Origin of the sequence: Curtobacterium sp. BH-2-1-1 (genome assembly GCF_001806325.1) — a bacterium.
In the GTDB taxonomy this organism is placed as follows: domain Bacteria; phylum Actinomycetota; class Actinomycetes; order Actinomycetales; family Microbacteriaceae; genus Curtobacterium.
Window position 1 is genome coordinate 3,119,544 of record NZ_CP017580.1, and the last position, 19,430, is coordinate 3,138,973.

Genomic DNA, 19,430 nt, shown 5'->3' on the forward strand with positions numbered 1-19,430 from the left:
CACCGTGACTGACATCGTGTACGACGCCGACGCCGACCTGACGCTCATCCAGGGCAAGAAGGTCGCCGTCATCGGGTACGGCTCGCAGGGCCACGCCCACGCCCTCAACCTCCGCGACAGCGGCGTCGAGGTCAAGATCGGCCTGCAGGAGGGCTCGAAGAGCCGCCAGAAGGCGGAAGAGGCCGGCTTCGAGGTCCTCACCCCGGCCGACGCCACGGCCTGGGCGGACGTCGTCGTCATCCTCGCGCCGGACCAGGTCCAGCGCATCGTCTACAAGGACGACATCGAGCCCAACCTCAAGCCGGGCGCCACGCTCGTCTTCGGCCACGGCTTCAACATCCGCTTCGGCTACATCCAGGCGCCGGAGGGCGTCGACGTGTCGCTCGTCGCCCCCAAGGGCCCGGGGCACACCGTGCGCCGCGAGTACGAGGCCGGCCGCGGCGTCCCCGTGATCGTCGCCGTCGAGGTCGACGCGTCCGGCTCCGCCTGGGACCTCGCGTGGTCGTACTCGAAGGCCATCGGCGGCCTCCGCTCCGGCGGCATCAAGACGACCTTCACCGAGGAGACCGAGACCGACCTGTTCGGCGAGCAGGCCGTCCTGTGCGGTGGCACCTCGCAGCTCATCCAGTACGGCTTCGAGACCCTGGTCGAGGCCGGCTACCAGCCGCAGATCGCCTACTTCGAGGTCTTGCACGAGCTCAAGCTCATCGTCGACCTCATCTGGGAGGGCGGCCTCACGAAGCAGCGCTGGTCGATCTCCGACACGGCCGAGTTCGGTGACTACGTCTCCGGCCCGCGCGTGATCTCGCCCGAGGTCAAGGAGAACATGAAGGCCGTCCTCGCGGACATCCAGAACGGTGCCTTCGCGAAGCGCTTCATCGACGACCAGGACGCCGGCGCGCCGGAGTTCAAGGCACTCCGCGCCAAGGGCGAGGGCCACCCGATCGAGGCGACCGGTCGCGAGCTGCGCGCCCTCTTCGCGTGGAAGTCGAACGACGCCGACTACGTGGACGGTTCCGCCGCGCGGTAGTCTTCGCAACACCACTCGACGACGAGGCGGCGGTGCACCCGCACCGCCGCCTCGCGATGTGACCCGAACGTTATGCAGCACTTCACCACCAGCCCTGACGCCGCCCACCGGCGTCCCCTCGGCGTTCCCGGGGACGTTTCGCGACGACCGTCGTCCGGCCCGGACATGGGCGGTCCTCAGGTCGTCGTCCAGCATGGGAGGATCGTCGGATGGCGGTGACGAAGCGAGCGGTCCACATCGGCGCCGGCAAGATCGGACGCGGGTTCGTGGGGCAGTTCCTGGTCGCGAGCGGCTACGAGCTCACCTTCGTGGACGTCGACGACCGCGTCGTCTCGGCACTGAACGAAGCCGGCCGGTTCGTCGTGCACGAGGTCGGCGAGATGCCGGTCGAGCACCTCGTCTACGGGTTCACGGCACTCAGCAGCAAGACCGACCGCGAGCAGGTCGTCCGGGCCATCGCCGAGGCCGACGTCGTCACGACCGCGGTCGGCGCCCGGACCCTCCCGCTCGTCGCCCCCGTCATCGCCGAGGGGCTGGCCGCCCGGCCGCTCGACCGTGGCGACGTCACGATCGTGGCGTGCGAGAACGCCTTCAACGCGACGGACTCCCTGCACGCCAGCATCCGCCGTGCCCCCATCCTCGAGGACCGCGACATCGCCGCCGTCTTCGCGAACTGCGCCATCGACCGCATCGTCCCCGACCAGTCCGGGGTGCTCGGCCAGTCCGGCGGCCTCGACGTCGTGCTCGAGCCGTTCTACGAGTGGGTCATCGAGCGCACGCCCTTCGCCGACTCCGACGCCGAGCCGCCCGCGATCGACGGCGTGACCTGGGTCGACGACCTGCAGCCGTTCGTCGAGCGCAAGCTCTACACGGTGAACACCGCGCACGCGACGGCCGCCTACCACGGCTACGTCCGGGGCATCCGCCTCATCCGCGAGGCCCTCGAAGACGAGGCGGTCCGCGCCGAGGTCGACGGCGTCCTCGCCGAGACCACCGCGCTCCTCGTCGCCAAGCACGGCTTCGACCCGGAGGAGCACGCGCGCTACGTCGCCGCGAACCTCTCCCGCATCGCGAACCCGCACCTCCCGGACACGACCGTCCGCGTCGGACGCAACCCGCTCCGGAAGCTCGGCCGCCGCGAGCGCTTCGTCGGCCCGGCCGCGCAGCTCGCCGAACGCGGGCTCCCCGTCGACCACCTGCTCGGCGCCGTGCGCGTCGCGCTCGACTTCGACGACGAGAACGACCCCGAGTCGATCGAGCTGCACGCGCTGCTCCGCTCGGGTGCGACGGCACACGCCCTCACCGAGATCCTCACCGGCCTGATGGAGAGCCACCCGCTGTTCCCCGCGGTGCGCGAGGTCGTCGCCGAGGTCCTCGAGACCCAGCCCGCCGACGTCTGACCGGCGGCCGCACAGGTCGTCCGTGGTCGAGCCGGAGCGGCACGCCTCGTAGAATCGAGGCATGACCACGGCAGCATCCCCGCCCGACGGCTCGGTCGACCACGACGACGACGCCCTCAGCTGGGGCGACGCCGACGACGCGACCCACGTCGACGCGGCGCACAACCCGGTCACCGTCAAGGAACGCTCCGGCCGTGACCCCGAGGCCCCCGAGACCTCCGGCGCGCTCATCGGGTTCGGCGTCTTCGGTGGCCTGTACCTGCTCTACACGGTGGCCTGGCTGCTCACGGCCTCGACCTCGTACGTCTCGGACGTCGACACCGTGCTGACCGTCTTCGTCGAGGTCCTCCGGTTCCTGTCGATCGTCGCACCCGCGCTGTGGTTCACCGTCGTGCTCTGGGCCGGCCGTGGACAGCGCACGCGGAGCCGTCTGCTGTGGATGCTGCTCGGCGCCCTCGTCCTCTTCCCGTGGCCGTTCCTCATGACGCGGAGCTTCGGGTGACCGCCGCGACGCCGACCGTCCGTCGGTCGTCCCGGGCGTTCGTCGGCAAGGTCGTCGTCTGGCTCGTGTTCGCCCTGCTGTTCGCGTACATGACCGTGCAGAGCGTCGGCAACCTCGTGACCGTCTCGCAGTCCGTCCGCGCGTTCAACGCGTTCCTCGGCACGACGTCCGGCGGCGACTCTCTGGCCCGCAGCACCCCGTGGGTGTGGCTCGTGCTGGACATCGCGATCGCGCCGATCGCGTTCGTCGTCGCGCTGTGGGTGAGCCGTCGCGCGCGGCTCGCGGTGACGATCGGCGTCTTCGTCCTCGCGTTCGCCGCCGCCGGCGCGCTGTGGCTCGATCTGCAGCTCTTCGTGCCGCGGCTGCTGGATTTCTGACGGTCCGTCCGACGGCCAGGAGGCGCGGTGCCGGCTGGTACCGCGCCTCCCGTCCGTCGTGTGGTCGCCCACCGGACCGCCCCTGCGGTCGTAACCACGAGCGCACGTCGATACGATGGTGGGATACCGCCCGTCTCGTGTGAGGAAACTGCAGCTGTGCCGAAGCCGGTCGTCCTGATCGCCGAAGAACTCTCGCCCGCCACAGTCGACGCCCTCGGGCCCGACTTCGAGATCCGGAACGTGGACGGTACCGACCGCCCCGCCCTCCTGGCCTCCCTCGCCGACGCGCACGCCATCCTGGTGCGCTCCGCCACCAAGGTCGACGCCGAGGCGATCGCCGCGGCCCCGAACCTCAAGGTCGTCGCCCGTGCCGGTGTCGGCCTCGACAACGTCGACATCAAGGCGGCCACCACCGCCGGGGTGATGGTCGTCAACGCGCCGACGTCGAACATCATCTCCGCCGCCGAGCTCACGGTCGGCCACATCCTGTCGCTCGCGCGCCACATCCCGGCCGCGCACGCGTCGCTCGCCGCCGGCACCTGGAAGCGCTCCGCGTACACCGGTGTCGAGCTGTACGAGAAGACCGTCGGCATCATCGGCCTCGGCCGCATCGGTGCGCTCATCACCCAGCGCCTACAGTCGTTCGGCGTCCAGGTCATCGCGTACGACCCGTACGTCACCACGGCCCGTGCCCAGCAGCTCGGAGTCGAGCTCGTCTCGCTCGAGGACCTGCTCAAGCGCGCCGACTTCACCACGATCCACATGCCGAAGACGCCGGAGACGGTCGGCATGATCTCGGACGACCAGTTCGCGCTCATGAAGCCGACCGCGTTCGTCGTGAACGTCGCCCGTGGCGGGCTGATCGACGAGGGCGCGCTGCACCGCGCGCTCACCTCGAACACGATCGCCGGCGCCGGTCTCGACGTCTTCGTGTCCGAGCCCCCGAAGGACTCGCCGCTCGTCGCGCTCCCGAACGTCGTCGTCACGCCGCACCTCGGTGCCTCGACGGACGAAGCGCAGGAGAAGGCGGGCGTCTCGGTCGCCAAGTCCGTGCGGCTCGCCCTCGGCGGAGAACTCGTCCCCGACGCGGTCAACGTCGCCGGTGGCGTCATCGACCCGTACGTGCGCCCGGGCATCCCGCTCGTCGAGAAGCTCGGTCAGGTGTTCACCGGCCTCGCGACGTCGCCCGTTACCAGCATCGACGTCGAGGTGCACGGCGAGCTCGCCGAGTTCGACGTCAGCGTGCTGAAGCTCGCGGCGCTCAAGGGCGTCTTCACCGACGTCGTCAGCGACCAGGTGTCCTACGTGAACGCACCGTTGATCGCCGAGCAGCGCGGGGTCACCGTGCGGCTCATCACCGACTCGGACAGCCCCGAGTACCGGAACGTGCTCACGATCCGCGGGGCCCAGTCAGACGGCCCGGCGATCAGCGTGTCCGGCACGCTCACCGGCCCGAAGCAGGTCGCGAAGCTCGTCGAGATCAACGGTCACGACGTCGAGGTCGCCCTCGCCGAGCACCACGTGGTGATGGAGTACACCGACCGGCCCGGCATCGTCGCGGTCTACGGCAAGGAGTTCGGCGACGCCGGCATCAACATCGCGGCGATGCAGATCTCGCGGGAAGCCGCCGGCGGCCAGGCGCTCAGCGTCCTCACCGTCGACTCGCCGGTCCCGGCCGAGATCCTCGAGCACGTCCGGTCCACGATCGACGCGGCCTCGCTCCGCGAGATCGACATCACGCTGTAGGGGAGTGGCGGACATGACGCAGACGGTGAAGCTCGCGGTGATCCGCGGGGACGGCATCGGACCCGAGGTGGTCGACGAGGCACTGAAGGTGCTGCACGCCGTGCTGCCGGACGACCTCGTGGTGGAGGAGACCCCGTTCTCCCTCGGTGCCGACCGGTTCCTCGAGACCGGCGACATCCTCACCGAGGACGACATGTCCGCCATCGCCACCCACGACGCGATCCTGCTCGGCGCGGTCGGCGGCGACCCCCGCGACCCCCGGCTCGCCGGCGGGATCATCGAGCGCGGGCTGCTGCTGAAGCTGCGGTTCGCCTTCGACCACTACGTGAACCTGCGCCCGACCGTCGTCTACCCGTCGGTGACGACGCCGCTGACGTCCCCCGGTGACGTCGACTTCGTCGTCGTGCGCGAGGGCACCGAGGGACCGTACGTCGGCAACGGCGGCGCCATCCGCGTCGGGACCCCGCAGGAGATCGCGACCGAGGTCTCGTTGAACACCGCGTACGGCGTCGAGCGCGTCGTCCGGTACGCGTTCGAGCTGGCGGACCGGCGGCCGCGCAAGCACCTCACGCTCGTGCACAAGAGCAACGTCCTGGTGCACGCCGGAGCCCTCTGGCAGCGCACCGTCGCGGCCGTCGGGCAGGAGTACCCGGACGTCACGGTGGACTACCAGCACGTCGACGCCGTCACCATCCACATGGTGCGGGAACCTGCTAGGTTCGACGTCATCGTCACCGACAACCTCTTCGGGGACATCATCACCGACCTGGCCGGCGCGATCAGCGGCGGCATCGGTCTGGCGGCCTCGGGCAACATCAACCCGGACGGCACCTTCCCCAGCATGTTCGAGCCGGTCCACGGCTCCGCGCCGGACATCGCGGGTCAGCAGAAGGCCGATCCCACGGCCGCCATCCTGTCCGTCGCACTGCTGCTCGACCACATCGGTCGCAGCGACCTCGCGGCGGCGGTCACGCGGGCGGTCGAGGCCGACCTCGCCGACCGGGGCACCTCGCAGCGTCGCACGGCCGAGATCGGCGACGCCATCGCCGCCGCGGCCACGGCACGCACCACCACCGCCTGACAGGAGTCTCCCCGTATGAGCACCGACACCGACTTCGGACTCGCGTTCGCCACCACCCCCTCACCCGATCGCCGTGCCTCCGCCGAGCGCGAGGAGATCCTCGCCGACCCGGGCTTCGGCAAGCACTTCACGGACCACATGGCCACCGTGCAGTGGACGCTGGACGCCGGGTGGCACGATGCCTCGGTCCACCCGTACGGGCCGATCAGCCTCGACCCCAGCGCGAGCGTCCTGCACTACGCGCAGGAGATCTTCGAGGGGCTGAAGGCCTACCGGCACGCCGACGGCTCGGTCTGGACGTTCCGCCCGGACGCCAACGCCAAGCGCTTCCAGCGGTCCGCGCGGCGGCTCGCGCTGCCGGAGCTGCCGGTGGAGACCTTCGTGGACTCCATCCGCGAGCTGGTCCGGACCGACGTCGACTGGGTGCCCTCGGCGGCCGAGACGAGCCTGTACCTGCGGCCGTTCATGATCGCGACCGAGTCGTTCCTGGGGGTGCGTGCGGCACAGGCGGTGGCGTACCACTGCATCGCGAGCCCGGCGGGGGCGTACTTCACCTCCGGACCGAAGCCGGTGTCGATCTGGCTGTCCACGAACTACGCGCGGGCCGGCAAGGGCGGCACGGGTGCGGCGAAGACCGGCGGCAACTACGCCTCGTCGCTCCTGCCCCAGCAAGAGGCGTACGAGCACGGCTGCCAGCAGGTCATGTTCCTCGACTCGGTCGAGGGCAAGTACCTCGAGGAACTCGGGGGCATGAACGTCGTGCTGGTCAAGTCGGACGGCACGCTCGTCACGCCGGACTCCGACTCCATCCTCGAGGGCATCACGCGTGACTCGATCCTGCAGCTGGCGGAGGACCGCGGGCTGCGCGTCGAACGCCGTCGGGTGACCCTCGACGAGTGGCGTGACGGCGTCGAGGACGGCTCCATCACCGAGGCCTTCGCGTGCGGGACCGCCGCCGTCGTGACCCCGATCGCGGAACTCCGCGGCGAGGGCTTCACGATCGGGTCGCCGACCGTCGGGGCGGGCGAGCTGACGATGTCCCTGCGCGACGAACTCACCGACATCCAGTACGGCCGCCGTCCCGACCCGCACGGGTGGATGACGCGCCTGACCGCCCCGGCCTGAACGCACACCACACGTCGATAGGCTCCAACGGTGAAGATCGCACGGTTCAGCAGCAAGGGCGAAGACCCCCGGTACGGCATCCTCGACGAGCGCGACCTGGTCGTGCTGGCGGGTGACCCGATGTACCAGGGGTTCGAGACCACGGGGGAGCGGGTGCCCCTGGCGGACGCCAAGCTCCTCGCACCCGTCATCCCGCGGTCGAAGGTGATCGGCGTGGGGCTCAACTACGCCGAGCACGCGTCCGAGATGGACGAGCGCTCCGGGGACGACCCGGTGGTGTTCCTCAAGCCCAACACGTCGGTGATCGGCCCGGAGGACCCGATCCGTCTCCCCGCAGGGGTCGGACGCGTCGACCACGAGGGCGAGCTCGCCATCGTGATCGGGTCGCTCGCGAAGAACGTCACGCGCGAGGACTTCGCGAGCGTGATCCTCGGCTACACGATCGCCAACGACGTGACCGCCCGTGACCTGCAGGCGCGCGACGGCCAGTGGACCCGGTCCAAGGGCTTCGACACCTTCTGCCCGCTCGGGCCGGCGATCGAGACCGAGATCGACCCGTCGGACATCCGCATCGAGACCCGCGTGGACGGCGACCTGCGCCAGGTGGGCTCGACGAGTGAGATGGTGCACGACATCCCGTCCCTCATCGAGTTCGTCTCGTCGATCTGGACGCTCCTGCCTGGCGACGTCATCCTGACCGGCACCCCTGCCGGCGTCGGCGAGATCCGCGACGGCGAGGTCGTCGAGGTGACGATCGAGGGGATCGGCACACTGAAGAACCCGGTCATCGCCAAGCACTGACACGCGTCACCGAACGGCCCGCTCCCACCGTGGGGGCGGGCCGTTCCGCGTCTCCGCGCGGATCGGCCCGTGCGACACGCCCGGGGTGCGGGACGGTTGGCGGGGCCCCCGGGGCGTGTGTAGAGTAATCACTCGTTGCCGCTGAGGCGGAGAACGGAACGGCCGAGACGGTCACCGGAGCGAACGCCCCGGAGATGCAGTCCGGACGGGGTCCCGCCCAGGCAACGAATCCCGATGACGATCCACTCTCGAAGTGGTCTGTTCGGGGTGAGACGAAATGCCTCTCTGACGACGCTCGTGTTCCACGGGTCGAGTGGGGAGTGCGTCTGGTCCTTGAGAACTCAACAGCGTGCACATTGTCAATGCCAATTTATTGACCCCGTGACTCATCAGTTTGCTGGTGGGTTCGGAGACAATTCCTTTTGGATAGACAGAATTGTCAGTAGACAGTTCTTTTTGTCAGAATCAACTCGCTGACATCTTCGGGTGTTGGTTGTAATTTTTTACGGAGAGTTTGATCCTGGCTCAGGACGAACGCTGGCGGCGTGCTTAACACATGCAAGTCGAACGATGATGCCCAGCTTGCTGGGTGGATTAGTGGCGAACGGGTGAGTAACACGTGAGTAACCTGCCCCTGACTCTGGGATAAGCGTTGGAAACGACGTCTAATACTGGATATGATCACTGGCCGCATGGTCTGGTGGTGGAAAGATTTTTTGGTTGGGGATGGACTCGCGGCCTATCAGCTTGTTGGTGAGGTAATGGCTCACCAAGGCGACGACGGGTAGCCGGCCTGAGAGGGTGACCGGCCACACTGGGACTGAGACACGGCCCAGACTCCTACGGGAGGCAGCAGTGGGGAATATTGCACAATGGGCGAAAGCCTGATGCAGCAACGCCGCGTGAGGGATGACGGCCTTCGGGTTGTAAACCTCTTTTAGTAGGGAAGAAGCGAAAGTGACGGTACCTGCAGAAAAAGCACCGGCTAACTACGTGCCAGCAGCCGCGGTAATACGTAGGGTGCAAGCGTTGTCCGGAATTATTGGGCGTAAAGAGCTCGTAGGCGGTTTGTCGCGTCTGCTGTGAAATCCCGAGGCTCAACCTCGGGCTTGCAGTGGGTACGGGCAGACTAGAGTGCGGTAGGGGAGATTGGAATTCCTGGTGTAGCGGTGGAATGCGCAGATATCAGGAGGAACACCGATGGCGAAGGCAGATCTCTGGGCCGTAACTGACGCTGAGGAGCGAAAGCGTGGGGAGCGAACAGGATTAGATACCCTGGTAGTCCACGCCGTAAACGTTGGGCGCTAGATGTAGGGACCTTTCCACGGTTTCTGTGTCGTAGCTAACGCATTAAGCGCCCCGCCTGGGGAGTACGGCCGCAAGGCTAAAACTCAAAGGAATTGACGGGGGCCCGCACAAGCGGCGGAGCATGCGGATTAATTCGATGCAACGCGAAGAACCTTACCAAGGCTTGACATACACCGGAAACGGCCAGAGATGGTCGCCCCCTTGTGGTCGGTGTACAGGTGGTGCATGGTTGTCGTCAGCTCGTGTCGTGAGATGTTGGGTTAAGTCCCGCAACGAGCGCAACCCTCGTTCTATGTTGCCAGCGCGTTATGGCGGGGACTCATAGGAGACTGCCGGGGTCAACTCGGAGGAAGGTGGGGATGACGTCAAATCATCATGCCCCTTATGTCTTGGGCTTCACGCATGCTACAATGGCCGGTACAAAGGGCTGCGATACCGTAAGGTGGAGCGAATCCCAAAAAGCCGGTCTCAGTTCGGATTGAGGTCTGCAACTCGACCTCATGAAGTCGGAGTCGCTAGTAATCGCAGATCAGCAACGCTGCGGTGAATACGTTCCCGGGCCTTGTACACACCGCCCGTCAAGTCATGAAAGTCGGTAACACCCGAAGCCGGTGGCCTAACCCTTGTGGAAGGAGCCGTCGAAGGTGGGATCGGTGATTAGGACTAAGTCGTAACAAGGTAGCCGTACCGGAAGGTGCGGCTGGATCACCTCCTTTCTAAGGAGCATCTGGCTCGTCGTGTCCTTCGGGGGACGGTGGGTCCAGGCGCCGGATCGAGACGAACGTTCTCGCCGGTAGCTCATGGGTGGAACATTGACAGTGCAGTCGGGAGCGCAGCTTCTGACCTCAGTACGCCGGGGCCTTCGTGGTTCGGGTTGGAACGGGTTGGGGGTGAGCGGGTCGGCTGGTGCACGTTGTTGGGTCCTGAGGGACCAGGCTTCCCGGCCGAGTGTGGTCGGGGGTTGAGCCGTGACTGGGGCCTTTGGGTTCTGGTTGGGTTCTTCGGTGGGCCGCATGATGCTGGGAGCGTTGTTCCTGGGGGAGTGTGGTGCCGATCGTATGTTGAGAACTACACAGTGGACGCGAGCATCTTAGATCGCTCGTGACGATGATCAGGCCCTTTGGGTGTGGTGATTGTTCGAGTCGATCGCAATTTTAATCTTTGTGGTCAAGTTTCTAAGAGCAAACGGTGGATGCCTTGGCATCTGGAGCCGAAGAAGGACGTAGAAATCTGCGATAAGCCTCGGGGAGCTGATAATCGAGCTGTGAGCCGAGGATTTCCGAATGGGGAAACCCCGCTGGGCGCTTTTGTGACCTGGTGACTCCCGCCTGAATATATAGGGCGGGTAGAGGGAACGTGGGGAAGTGAAACATCTCAGTACCCACAGGAAGAGAAAACAACATGTGATTCCGTGAGTAGTGGCGAGCGAAAGCGGATGAGGCTAAACCGATCATGTGTGATAGCCGGCGGGCGTTGCATGGTCGGGGTTGTGGGACACGTCGCTCAGTTCTGCCGGACTGGGGCGGTTACAGCGCATCATAGTCGAACCGGTTTGAAAGCCGGGCCGTAGTGGGTGCCAGCCCCGTAGACGAAATGGTGTTATGGCCGGATGTGTATCCCAAGTAGCACGGGGCCCGAGAAATCCCGTGTGAATCTGTCAGGACCACCTGATAAGCCTAAATACTCCCAGATGACCGATAGCGGACAAGTACCGTGAGGGAAAGGTGAAAAGTACCCCGGGAGGGGAGTGAAATAGTACCTGAAACCGTTTGCTTACAAACCGTCGGAGCCTCCTTGTAGGGGTGACGGCGTGCCTTTTGAAGAATGAGCCTGCGAGTTAGTGATATGTGGCGAGGTTAACCCGTGTGGGGCAGCCGTAGCGAAAGCGAGTCTGAATAGGGCGATTTGAGTCGCATGTCCTAGACCCGAAGCGAAGTGATCTATCCATGGCCAGGTTGAAGCGACGGTAAGACGTCGTGGAGGACCGAACCCACTTCAGTTGAAAATGGAGGGGATGAGCTGTGGATAGGGGTGAAAGGCCAATCAAACTTCGTGATAGCTGGTTCTCTCCGAAATGCATTTAGGTGCAGCGTTGCGTGTTTCTCGCCGGAGGTAGAGCTACTGGATGGCCGATGGGCCTCAACAGGTTACTGACGTCAGCCAAACTCCGAATGCCGGTGAGTGAGAGCGCAGCAGTGAGACGGTGGGGGATAAGCTTCATCGTCGAGAGGGAAACAACCCAGACTACCAACTAAGGCCCCTAAGCGTGTGCTAAGTGGGAAAGGATGTGGAGTTGCATAGACAACCAGGAGGTTGGCTTAGAAGCAGCCACCCTTGAAAGAGTGCGTAATAGCTCACTGGTCAAGTGATTCCGCGCCGACAATGTAACGGGGCTCAAGCACACCGCCGAAGTTGTAGATTTCGCACACTCGATAAGCCTTCGTGGTTCAGTCGTGCGGAGTGGTAGGAGAGCGTCGTGTGGCGAGTGAAGCGGCGGAGTGATCCAGCCGTGGACGCTACACGAGTGAGAATGCAGGCATGAGTAGCGAAAGACGGGTGAGAAACCCGTCCTCCGAAAGACCAAGGGTTCCAGGGCCAGGTTAATCCGCCCTGGGTAAGTCGGGACCTAAGGCGAGGCCGACAGGCGTAGTCGATGGACAACGGGTTGATATTCCCGTACCGGCGAACAACCGCCCAAGCTAATCCAGTGGTGCTAAGAGTCCTAACCCGCATTGACCGGATCCCTTCGGGGTGATGGCGTGCGGTCTAACGCTCGACCCCATGCTGGTGCGGTTAGCGTATGAACAGGTGTGACGCAGGAAGGTAGCTGAGCCAGGCGATGGTATCCGTAAGGTGATCCTGGTGTAAGGATGTAGGGCTGACGATAGGCAAATCCGTCGTCTGTATGCCTGAGATCCGACGCGTACCCGTAAGGGGAAATCAGTGATCCTATGCTGCCGAGAAAAGCATCGACGCGAGGTTGCAGCCGCCCGTACCCGAAACCGACTCAGGTGGTCAGGTAGAGAATACCAAGGAGATCGAGAGAATCGTGGTTAAGGAACTCGGCAAAATGCCCCCGTAACTTCGGGAGAAGGGGGGCCGGACACGTGATGCGGACTTGCTCCGCTGAGCGTTGAAGGCCGCAGAGACCAGTGGGAAGCGACTGTTTACTAAAAACACAGGTCCGTGCGAAGTCGCAAGACGATGTATACGGACTGACGCCTGCCCGGTGCTGGAAGGTTAAGAGGAAGGGTTAGCCTTTGGGCGAAGCTCTGAATTTAAGCCCCAGTAAACGGCGGTGGTAACTATAACCATCCTAAGGTAGCGAAATTCCTTGTCGGGTAAGTTCCGACCTGCACGAATGGCGTAACGACTTCCCAGCTGTCTCAACCGCGAACTCGGCGAAATTGCACTACGAGTAAAGATGCTCGTTACGCGCAGCAGGACGGAAAGACCCCGTGACCTTTACTACAGCTTGGTATTGGTGTTCGGTGTGGCTTGTGTAGGATAGGTGGGAGACTGTGAAGCGGGCACGCTAGTGTTCGTGGAGTCATTGTTGAAATACCACTCTGGTCACTCTGGATGTCTAACGTAGGACCCTGATCGGGTTCATGGACAGTGCCTGGTGGGTAGTTTAACTGGGGCGGTTGCCTCCCAAAGAGTAACGGAGGCGCCCAAAGGTTCCCTCAACCTGGTTGGCAATCAGGTGGCGAGTGTAAGTGCACAAGGGAGCTTGACTGTGAGACTGACAGGTCGAGCAGGGACGAAAGTCGGGACTAGTGATCCGGCAGTGGCTTGTGGAAGCGCTGTCGCTCAACGGATAAAAGGTACCTCGGGGATAACAGGCTGATCTTGCCCAAGAGTCCATATCGACGGCATGGTTTGGCACCTCGATGTCGGCTCGTCGCATCCTGGGGCTGGAGTAGGTCCCAAGGGTTGGGCTGTTCGCCCATTAAAGCGGTACGCGAGCTGGGTTTAGAACGTCGTGAGACAGTTCGGTCCCTATCCGCTGCGCGCGTTGGAAATTTGAGAAGATCTATCCCTAGTACGAGAGGACCGGGATGGACGAACCTCTGGTGTGTCAGTTGTTCTGCCAAGGGCACCGCTGATTAGCTACGTTCGGACCGGATAACCGCTGAAAGCATCTAAGCGGGAAGCCGTCTTCGAGATGAGATTTCCATGCACCTTGAGTGTGAGAGGCTCCCAGCAGACTACTGGGTTGATAGGCCGGATGTGGAAGCGGGGACTAACGACCCGTGGAGCTGACCGGTACTAATAAGCCGAAGACTTGACAATACAACTATTTCCCACACTTCGGTGTGGGGCTCGCGTCCACTTTGTGGTTCCCGACAGACGATCGGGAACAAGAAACTGAACACCGCGCATGCGCGGAACAGCTTTCGAATTTCCAAGCGATTGGGTCGAAGGTGTTCCGGTGGTCATAGCGAGAGGGAAACGCCCGGTCACATTCCGAACCCGGAAGCTAAGCCTCTCAGCGCCGATGGTACTGCAAGGGGGACCTTGTGGGAGAGTAGGACGCCGCCGGACTCAACGTTACGAATACCAGGGAACCCCTGACCACCACGTGGTCAGGGGTTTTCTGCGTTTCCAGGCGCGTTATGATCGGCCGACGAACGAAGGGGACCGATGACCGAGCAGCTCGATCGAGCAGCGATCGACCCGGGTCCGGTGTGGCCGGTGTTGACCGATGCGACGAGGTCCGCCCTGCGCGAGATCCTCGTGCACGGTGTGCTCTCCCGTGCGGAGATCGCTCGGTCGCTCGGCCTCTCGCGGGCGAGTCTCACGCGGGCCGTGCGGACGCTCCAGGAACACGGGTTCGTGATCGAGGTCGGTACGGGGGTGCGTGGCGCCACCGGTCGGCCGTCGGAGCTCCTCCGGACGAGCGAGGGCGTGTGGGAGTTCGTGGGCGTGAAGCTCACGCAGGACCGTCTGTACGCGGCGGTCACGGACCTCGCGGGACGGGTACTTGCGCTGCACGAGGAGGTGCTGCGCGACGCATCGCCCGACGCGCTGGTCGCCCAGGTCGGCGAGGTCGTCGACCGGCTCCGGGCAGCGTCGCCGGCGATCTGCTCGCTCGGCGTCTCGGTGCCCGGCGACGTGGTCACCCGTGACGGCGTGACCCTGGTCGAGGTGTCGCAGTTCCTCGGCTGGCGCGACGTCCCGCTGTCGGACATGCTCGAGCGCCGGACGGGGCTCGTGACCTTCACGGTGAACGACGTCGACGCGCTCACGGCGAAGGAGCACTGGATCGGCGCCGGCGCGGGCGTCACCTCGATGGCACTCGTCACGGTCGGGGCGGGCGTCGGGTTCGGGTTCGTCACGAACGGCGAGGTGTCGGAGGGCGCCCACGGTCGGTTCGGTCGCGTCGGGCACCTGCCCGTGTACGGCGGCGGTCCGGACTGCGGGGTCGGGCACGCGGGCTGCGTGTCGAGCTACTTGCCGAGCTCCATCGTGGCGCGGAACGCCGGCCACGAGGACGCCGGGTACGACGCGGTGGTCGACCTGGCCCGCGCGGGGGACGAGCGGGCGCTCCAGGCCCTCCGCGACGCCGGCACCGCCCTGGGTGTCCTCCTGTCGACGGTGGTGACGCTGGTGGACCCGGAGTCCATCGTGCTGACCGGCGACGGCCTGCCCGTGTACGACCTCGCCCGCGCCGAGGTGGACGCGGCGTTCTGGCAGGGCCTCCGCCCGTACGAGCCCGCCGTGACCATCGTCGTGCAACCGTTCGAGTTCTCCGAGTGGGCGCGTGCGGCCGCGGTCCTCGCGGTCCGCCGACTCCTCCGCTTCTGACTTAGTTACCCGAGTTGACAAACGCCTTCGACGGGCGGGATGCTGGTCCGGTCCACCCGTCGAAGGAGATGTCGTGACCCCTGCTCGTTCCGTGCCCTGGCCCACCGAGGACCTGTCGTTCGGTGGTGACTACAGCCCCGAGCAGTGGCCGCGCTCGGTGTGGGACGAGGACGTCCGACTCATGCGCGAGGCCGGTGTGAACCTCGTCACGGTCGGGGTCTTCTCGTGGGGGCTCCTCGAGCGGTCACCGGGGGAGTACACCTGGGACTGGCTCGACGACGTACTCGACCTGCTGCACGACAACGGCATCGCGGTGGACCTCGCGACACCGACCGCCGCCCCGCCGAACTGGCTGCTCACGGCGCACCCCGAGATCCTGCCCGTCGACGCGACCGAACGCCGCGAGCGTCCCGGTGGCCGACTCGGCTGGTGCCCGGCCTCGCCGGTGTTCCGCGCGCACGCGCTCCGGATCGCCGGCGCCCTGGCCGAACGGTACGGGGAGCACCCCGCGGTCCGGCTCTGGCACGTGAGCAACGAGCTCGGCGGCGGGAACGGCCGCTGCTACTGCGAGGTCTCGGCAGCCGACTTCCGGCGCTGGCTCCGCGCGCGGTACGACGACGTCGGCGCAGCGAACGCCGCGTGGGGCACCGCCTTCTGGGGGCACACCTACACGTCGTTCGACGAGGTCTCCCCGCCGCGCGGCGTCGGTGGGGCGCCGAACCCGGGGCTCGCCCTCGACTTCGAGCGCTACTCGTCGGACGCGCTCCTCGCCCACTTCGAGGCCGAGAAGGCCGTCATCGAGCAGCACTCGGCGGCACCCGTCACGACGAACTTCATGGTGGGCGCCGGTTCCCAGGTCGTCGACTACGCCGAGTGGGCCCGCCACGTCGCGATCCCGGCGAACGACCACTACACGCTGGTCGACGACCCCGACCGCGCCGAGGACCTCGCGGCCGCTGCCGACCGCATGCGCGGGATGACCCGCGACGGCGGTCCGTGGCTGCTCATGGAGCACTCGACCGGGGGCCCGAGCTGGCAGCAGCGGAACCGGGCGAAGGAACCCGGCGAGATCCTCCGCAACTCGCTCGCCCACGTCGCACGCGGGTCGGACGGCGCGCTCTTCTTCCAGTGGCGCGCGTCGACCGCCGGCGCCGAGCAGTTCCACTCCGCGATGGTCCCGCACGCCGGCACCCGGAGCCGCGTCTGGCGCGAGGTCTGCGCCCTCGGCCGCGCACTCCGCGCCCTCGGGCCGGTCCAGGGCGCCCCGGTCGAAGGTGCCCGCGTCGCGATCGTCGTGGACGAGGCGTCCGGCTGGGCGCTCCAGTCCGGACTGAAGCCGCACCGGGGACTCCGGTACGGGCACGAGCTCCGTGCCTGGCACACCGCGTTCTGGCGCCGCCAGGTCCTGACCGACGTCGTCCCGCTCGACGCCGACCTGTCCGGGTACGACGTCGTGGTGCTCCCGACCCTCTTCGTCGTCGACGACGCGGCCGCGGCGCGGATCAGCGCCGTCGTGGAGCACGGCGCGACGCTCCTGGTGACCTACGCCTCGGGGATCGTGGACGAGACCGCGCGGGTCCGCACCGGTGGCTACCCGGGTGCGTTCCGCGACGTGCTCGGCGTGTGGTCGGAGGAGTTCACCCCGCTGCAGCGCGACGAGCGCGTCCTGCTCGACGACGGCACAGTCGTCACCGACTGGGCGGAGGACGTGGTCGTCGAGGCCGCCGACGTCGTCCTCCGGCACGTCGACGGGCCGCTCGCGGGCCGCCCCGCGGTCACACGCCGCGCCGCCGGCGGCGGCGCCTGGTACGTCTCGGCGATGCTCGACGCGGACGGGGTGCAACGGATCGTGGACCGGATCGTCGAGGAGCGCGCGATCGCGCGGACCGTCACCGCGCCTCCAGGCCTGGAGGCAGTGCGTCGCGTCCGGCAGGACGGCACCGGGATCCTGTTCCTCCTGAACCACCGCACCGACGACGTCGTCCTGTCGGCCGCCGGGACCGACCTGCTCGACGGCTCCGGGCACGGCCCGGAGACCGTCGTGCCCGCCGGCGGCGTCCGTGTGCTCCTCGAGGAGGCGACGGCATGACCGTCGTGGACGGCGAGGAGGCGCGGGCAGCCGTGCCCGCGGCGGTGACGCGCGTCCACGCGCTGCGCGCAGCCGGGGTGGGTGTCGTCGTCGCGACCCGTGTCGACGGCCTGCCCGAGGTGCTGCACTGGGGGCGGGACGTCGGCGAGGTCGTGCCGGAGGACGCGGACGACCTCGTGCTCGCCGTCGCGCGGGCGGTCTCACCGAGCGCGTTCGACGCCCCGTGGCCGGTGACGATCCTGCCCACCGAACAGGACGGGTGGGAGGGGCGGCCCGGGATCGCCGGACAGGTCGGCGGTCGTCCGCTCGTCCCGGTGTGGCGCGACGTCGTGGTGCACGTCGAGGGACAGCTGCTCGTGGTCGACGCCGCGTCGGACGAGGTGGCGCTGCACAGCGAGTTCGCCCTCGACGACGCCGGGGTCCTGCGGGTGCGGCACGCGCTGACGAACAGCGGCACGGCCGACGTCGAGGTGCAGGCGCTCGAAGCGGTGCTGCCGGTGGGGGAGCGTGCCGCCGAGGTGCTCGACCTCGCCGGACGGTGGACCCGCGAGCGGACCCCGCAGCGGCGGGCGATGACCGACGGTGTGCACGTGCGCGAGAGCCGCCGGGGGCGGACCGGGCACGACGCCCCGACCCTCACGGTGCTCGGGACCCCGGGGTTCGACGACACCACCGGCGAGCTGTGGGCGGTGCACCCGGCGTGGAGCGCGGACTCCGTGCACCGGTACGACCAGCTCGCCGAGGCCCGTCCCGTGCTCGGCGCGGGGGAGCTCCTGCGCGCGGGCGAGGTCTTGCTCCGTCCGGGCGAGACGTTCACCACGCCCGACACCGTCTTCGTCTGGACCGACGGCGGGCTCGACGGGGTCGCCGCCCGCCTCCACGACTCCCTCCGCGCGCGCCCCGGGCACCCACGGACCCCGCGTCCCGTCGTGCTGAACACCTGGGAGGCCGTCTACTACCGGCAGGAGCTGGAGCCGCTGCTCGCACTCGCGCGGGTCGCTGCAGACGTCGGTGTCGAACGGTTCGTCCTCGACGACGGCTGGTTCACCGGGCGCCGCTCCGACACCACGGCCCTCGGCGACTGGACGGTCGACGCCGACGTCTGGCCGCAGGGCCTCGGCCCGCTCGTCGCCGGAGTCCGATCGCTCGGCATGGACTTCGGGCTGTGGTTCGAGCCGGAGATGGTGAGCCCGGTGTCCGAGCTCGCGGTCGACCACCCGGACTGGCTCCTGCAGGACCCCGGGCGCACTCGGACGTGGCGGCACCAGTACGTGCTCGACCTCGCCCGCGCGGACGTCCGCGAGCACGTGCTCGACCGGATGTCGGCGGTGATCGGCGCGCACCACGTCGACTTCGTGAAGTGGGACCAGAACCGCGACGTCGTGCAGACCGTGCACGCCGGCCGGGTCGGCCTCGACGCGCACACCCGCGGTGCCTACGCGGTCATGGATGAGCTCCGTCGCCGACACCCCTGGCTGGAGATCGAGGCGTGTGCGTCCGGCGGCGCCCGGGTCGACCTGGGCGTCCTCGAACGCGCCGACCGGGTGTGGGCCTCGGACTCGAACGACGCGATGGAACGGCTGCCGATCCAGCGGTGGACCGAGCTCCTGCTGCCGCTCGAGCTCATCGGGTCGCACGTCGGCCCGGAGGTGTCGCACACCACCGGGCGGCACCTCGACCTCGACTTCCGGATGGCGGTGTCGCTCTTCGGCAGCGCCGGCATCGAGACCGACGTCACCCGGTGCAGCCCCGCGGAGCTCGACCGGCTGCGGGAGTGGACCGCGCTCTACAAGCGGGAGCGGGGACTGCTGCACTCCGGGCGGCTGCACCACGTCGAGCTCGGGGACCCCGGGCTCGCGACGACGGCGGTCGTCGCGCGCGATCGGTCTCGAGCCCTCGTGCGGGTCGCCCGGACCGTGACGGGTCCGCGGTCCCTGGCCGTGCCGCTGCGCCTGCGCGGACTCGACCGGGAGCGCCGGTACCGGGTCGCGCCGGTGACGGGGTTGCGGGTGCCGAAGGGGGTCGACGTGACCCGGACGCCGTGGATCGAGCGGGGGAGCGTGGAGCTGTCCGGCGCGGTGCTCGAGGACGTGGGGGTGCGGCTGCCCGCGCTGGCGCCGGGAACCGCGCTCGTGCTCGAGGTGCAGGCGACCGGCTGAC

Annotated in this window: 11 protein-coding genes and 3 rRNA genes; all 14 read left to right on the forward strand. The window is 67.1% G+C overall.

Annotated elements, in window-relative coordinates; all coding sequences use genetic code 11:
* Window positions 1-4: 4 nt before the first annotated feature.
* The 14 genes from ilvC (at window position 5) to BJK06_RS14925 (ending at window position 19,429) form a co-directional block, all read left to right on the forward strand.
* Window positions 5-1,030 (forward strand): ketol-acid reductoisomerase, encoded by a 1,026-nt coding sequence (gene ilvC, locus BJK06_RS14860; RefSeq protein WP_070418529.1) that lies wholly within the window; start codon window positions 5-7, stop codon window positions 1,028-1,030.
* 209 nt (window positions 1,031-1,239) lie between these two features.
* On the forward strand, window positions 1,240-2,430 hold the full coding sequence (locus tag BJK06_RS14865) for a mannitol-1-phosphate 5-dehydrogenase (RefSeq protein WP_070418530.1): 1,191 nt from the start codon (window positions 1,240-1,242) through the stop codon (window positions 2,428-2,430).
* 61 nt (window positions 2,431-2,491) lie between these two features.
* The gene (locus BJK06_RS14870; protein ID WP_070418531.1) at window positions 2,492-2,932 is read left to right on the forward strand and encodes a hypothetical protein; all 441 of its coding nucleotides are present in this window, start codon (window positions 2,492-2,494) and stop codon (window positions 2,930-2,932) included.
* Window positions 2,929-3,309, forward strand: coding sequence for a hypothetical protein (locus BJK06_RS14875; RefSeq protein WP_070418532.1), 381 nt, complete (start codon window positions 2,929-2,931; stop codon window positions 3,307-3,309). Before BJK06_RS14870 ends, BJK06_RS14875 begins: the two co-directional genes overlap by 4 nt.
* Before the next feature lie 156 nt (window positions 3,310-3,465).
* Entirely contained in the window at window positions 3,466-5,055 is a 1,590-nt protein-coding gene (gene serA / locus BJK06_RS14880) for a phosphoglycerate dehydrogenase (protein ID WP_070418533.1), read from the forward strand.
* A gap of 13 nt (window positions 5,056-5,068) precedes the next feature.
* Window positions 5,069-6,136 (forward strand): 3-isopropylmalate dehydrogenase, encoded by a 1,068-nt coding sequence (locus BJK06_RS14885; RefSeq protein ID WP_070419523.1) that lies wholly within the window; start codon window positions 5,069-5,071, stop codon window positions 6,134-6,136.
* Window positions 6,137-6,151: 15 nt separating this feature from the next.
* Window positions 6,152-7,261, forward strand: coding sequence for a branched-chain amino acid aminotransferase (locus tag BJK06_RS14890; protein WP_070418534.1), 1,110 nt, complete (start codon window positions 6,152-6,154; stop codon window positions 7,259-7,261).
* A 30-nt stretch (window positions 7,262-7,291) separates the two neighbouring features.
* Window positions 7,292-8,062 (forward strand): fumarylacetoacetate hydrolase family protein, encoded by a 771-nt coding sequence (locus BJK06_RS14895; protein WP_070418535.1) that lies wholly within the window; start codon window positions 7,292-7,294, stop codon window positions 8,060-8,062.
* A gap of 502 nt (window positions 8,063-8,564) precedes the next feature.
* Window positions 8,565-10,086: ribosomal RNA gene (locus tag BJK06_RS14900) — 16S ribosomal RNA — on the forward strand.
* 449 nt (window positions 10,087-10,535) lie between these two features.
* Window positions 10,536-13,666: ribosomal RNA gene (locus BJK06_RS14905) — 23S ribosomal RNA — on the forward strand.
* A gap of 135 nt (window positions 13,667-13,801) precedes the next feature.
* Window positions 13,802-13,918, forward strand: a 5S ribosomal RNA gene (gene rrf, locus BJK06_RS14910).
* Together the 16S, 23S and 5S rRNA genes form the textbook arrangement of a ribosomal RNA operon.
* A 99-nt stretch (window positions 13,919-14,017) precedes the next feature.
* Window positions 14,018-15,181 carry an ROK family transcriptional regulator gene (locus BJK06_RS14915; protein WP_083295300.1) on the forward strand — a complete coding sequence of 388 codons (1,164 nt, stop codon included), beginning with the start codon at window positions 14,018-14,020 and terminating at the stop codon, window positions 15,179-15,181.
* Between the two features lie 73 nt (window positions 15,182-15,254).
* Window positions 15,255-17,270, forward strand: a complete 2,016-nt coding sequence (locus tag BJK06_RS14920) for a beta-galactosidase (protein WP_083295301.1) — start codon at window positions 15,255-15,257, stop codon at window positions 17,268-17,270.
* Window positions 17,267-19,429: an alpha-galactosidase gene (locus BJK06_RS14925; protein WP_181015099.1), complete on the forward strand. Its 2,163-nt coding sequence runs from the start codon at window positions 17,267-17,269 to the stop codon at window positions 19,427-19,429. The genes BJK06_RS14920 and BJK06_RS14925 overlap by 4 nt, the downstream gene beginning before the upstream one ends.
* The last annotated feature ends 1 nt before the right edge of the window (window position 19,430 follow it).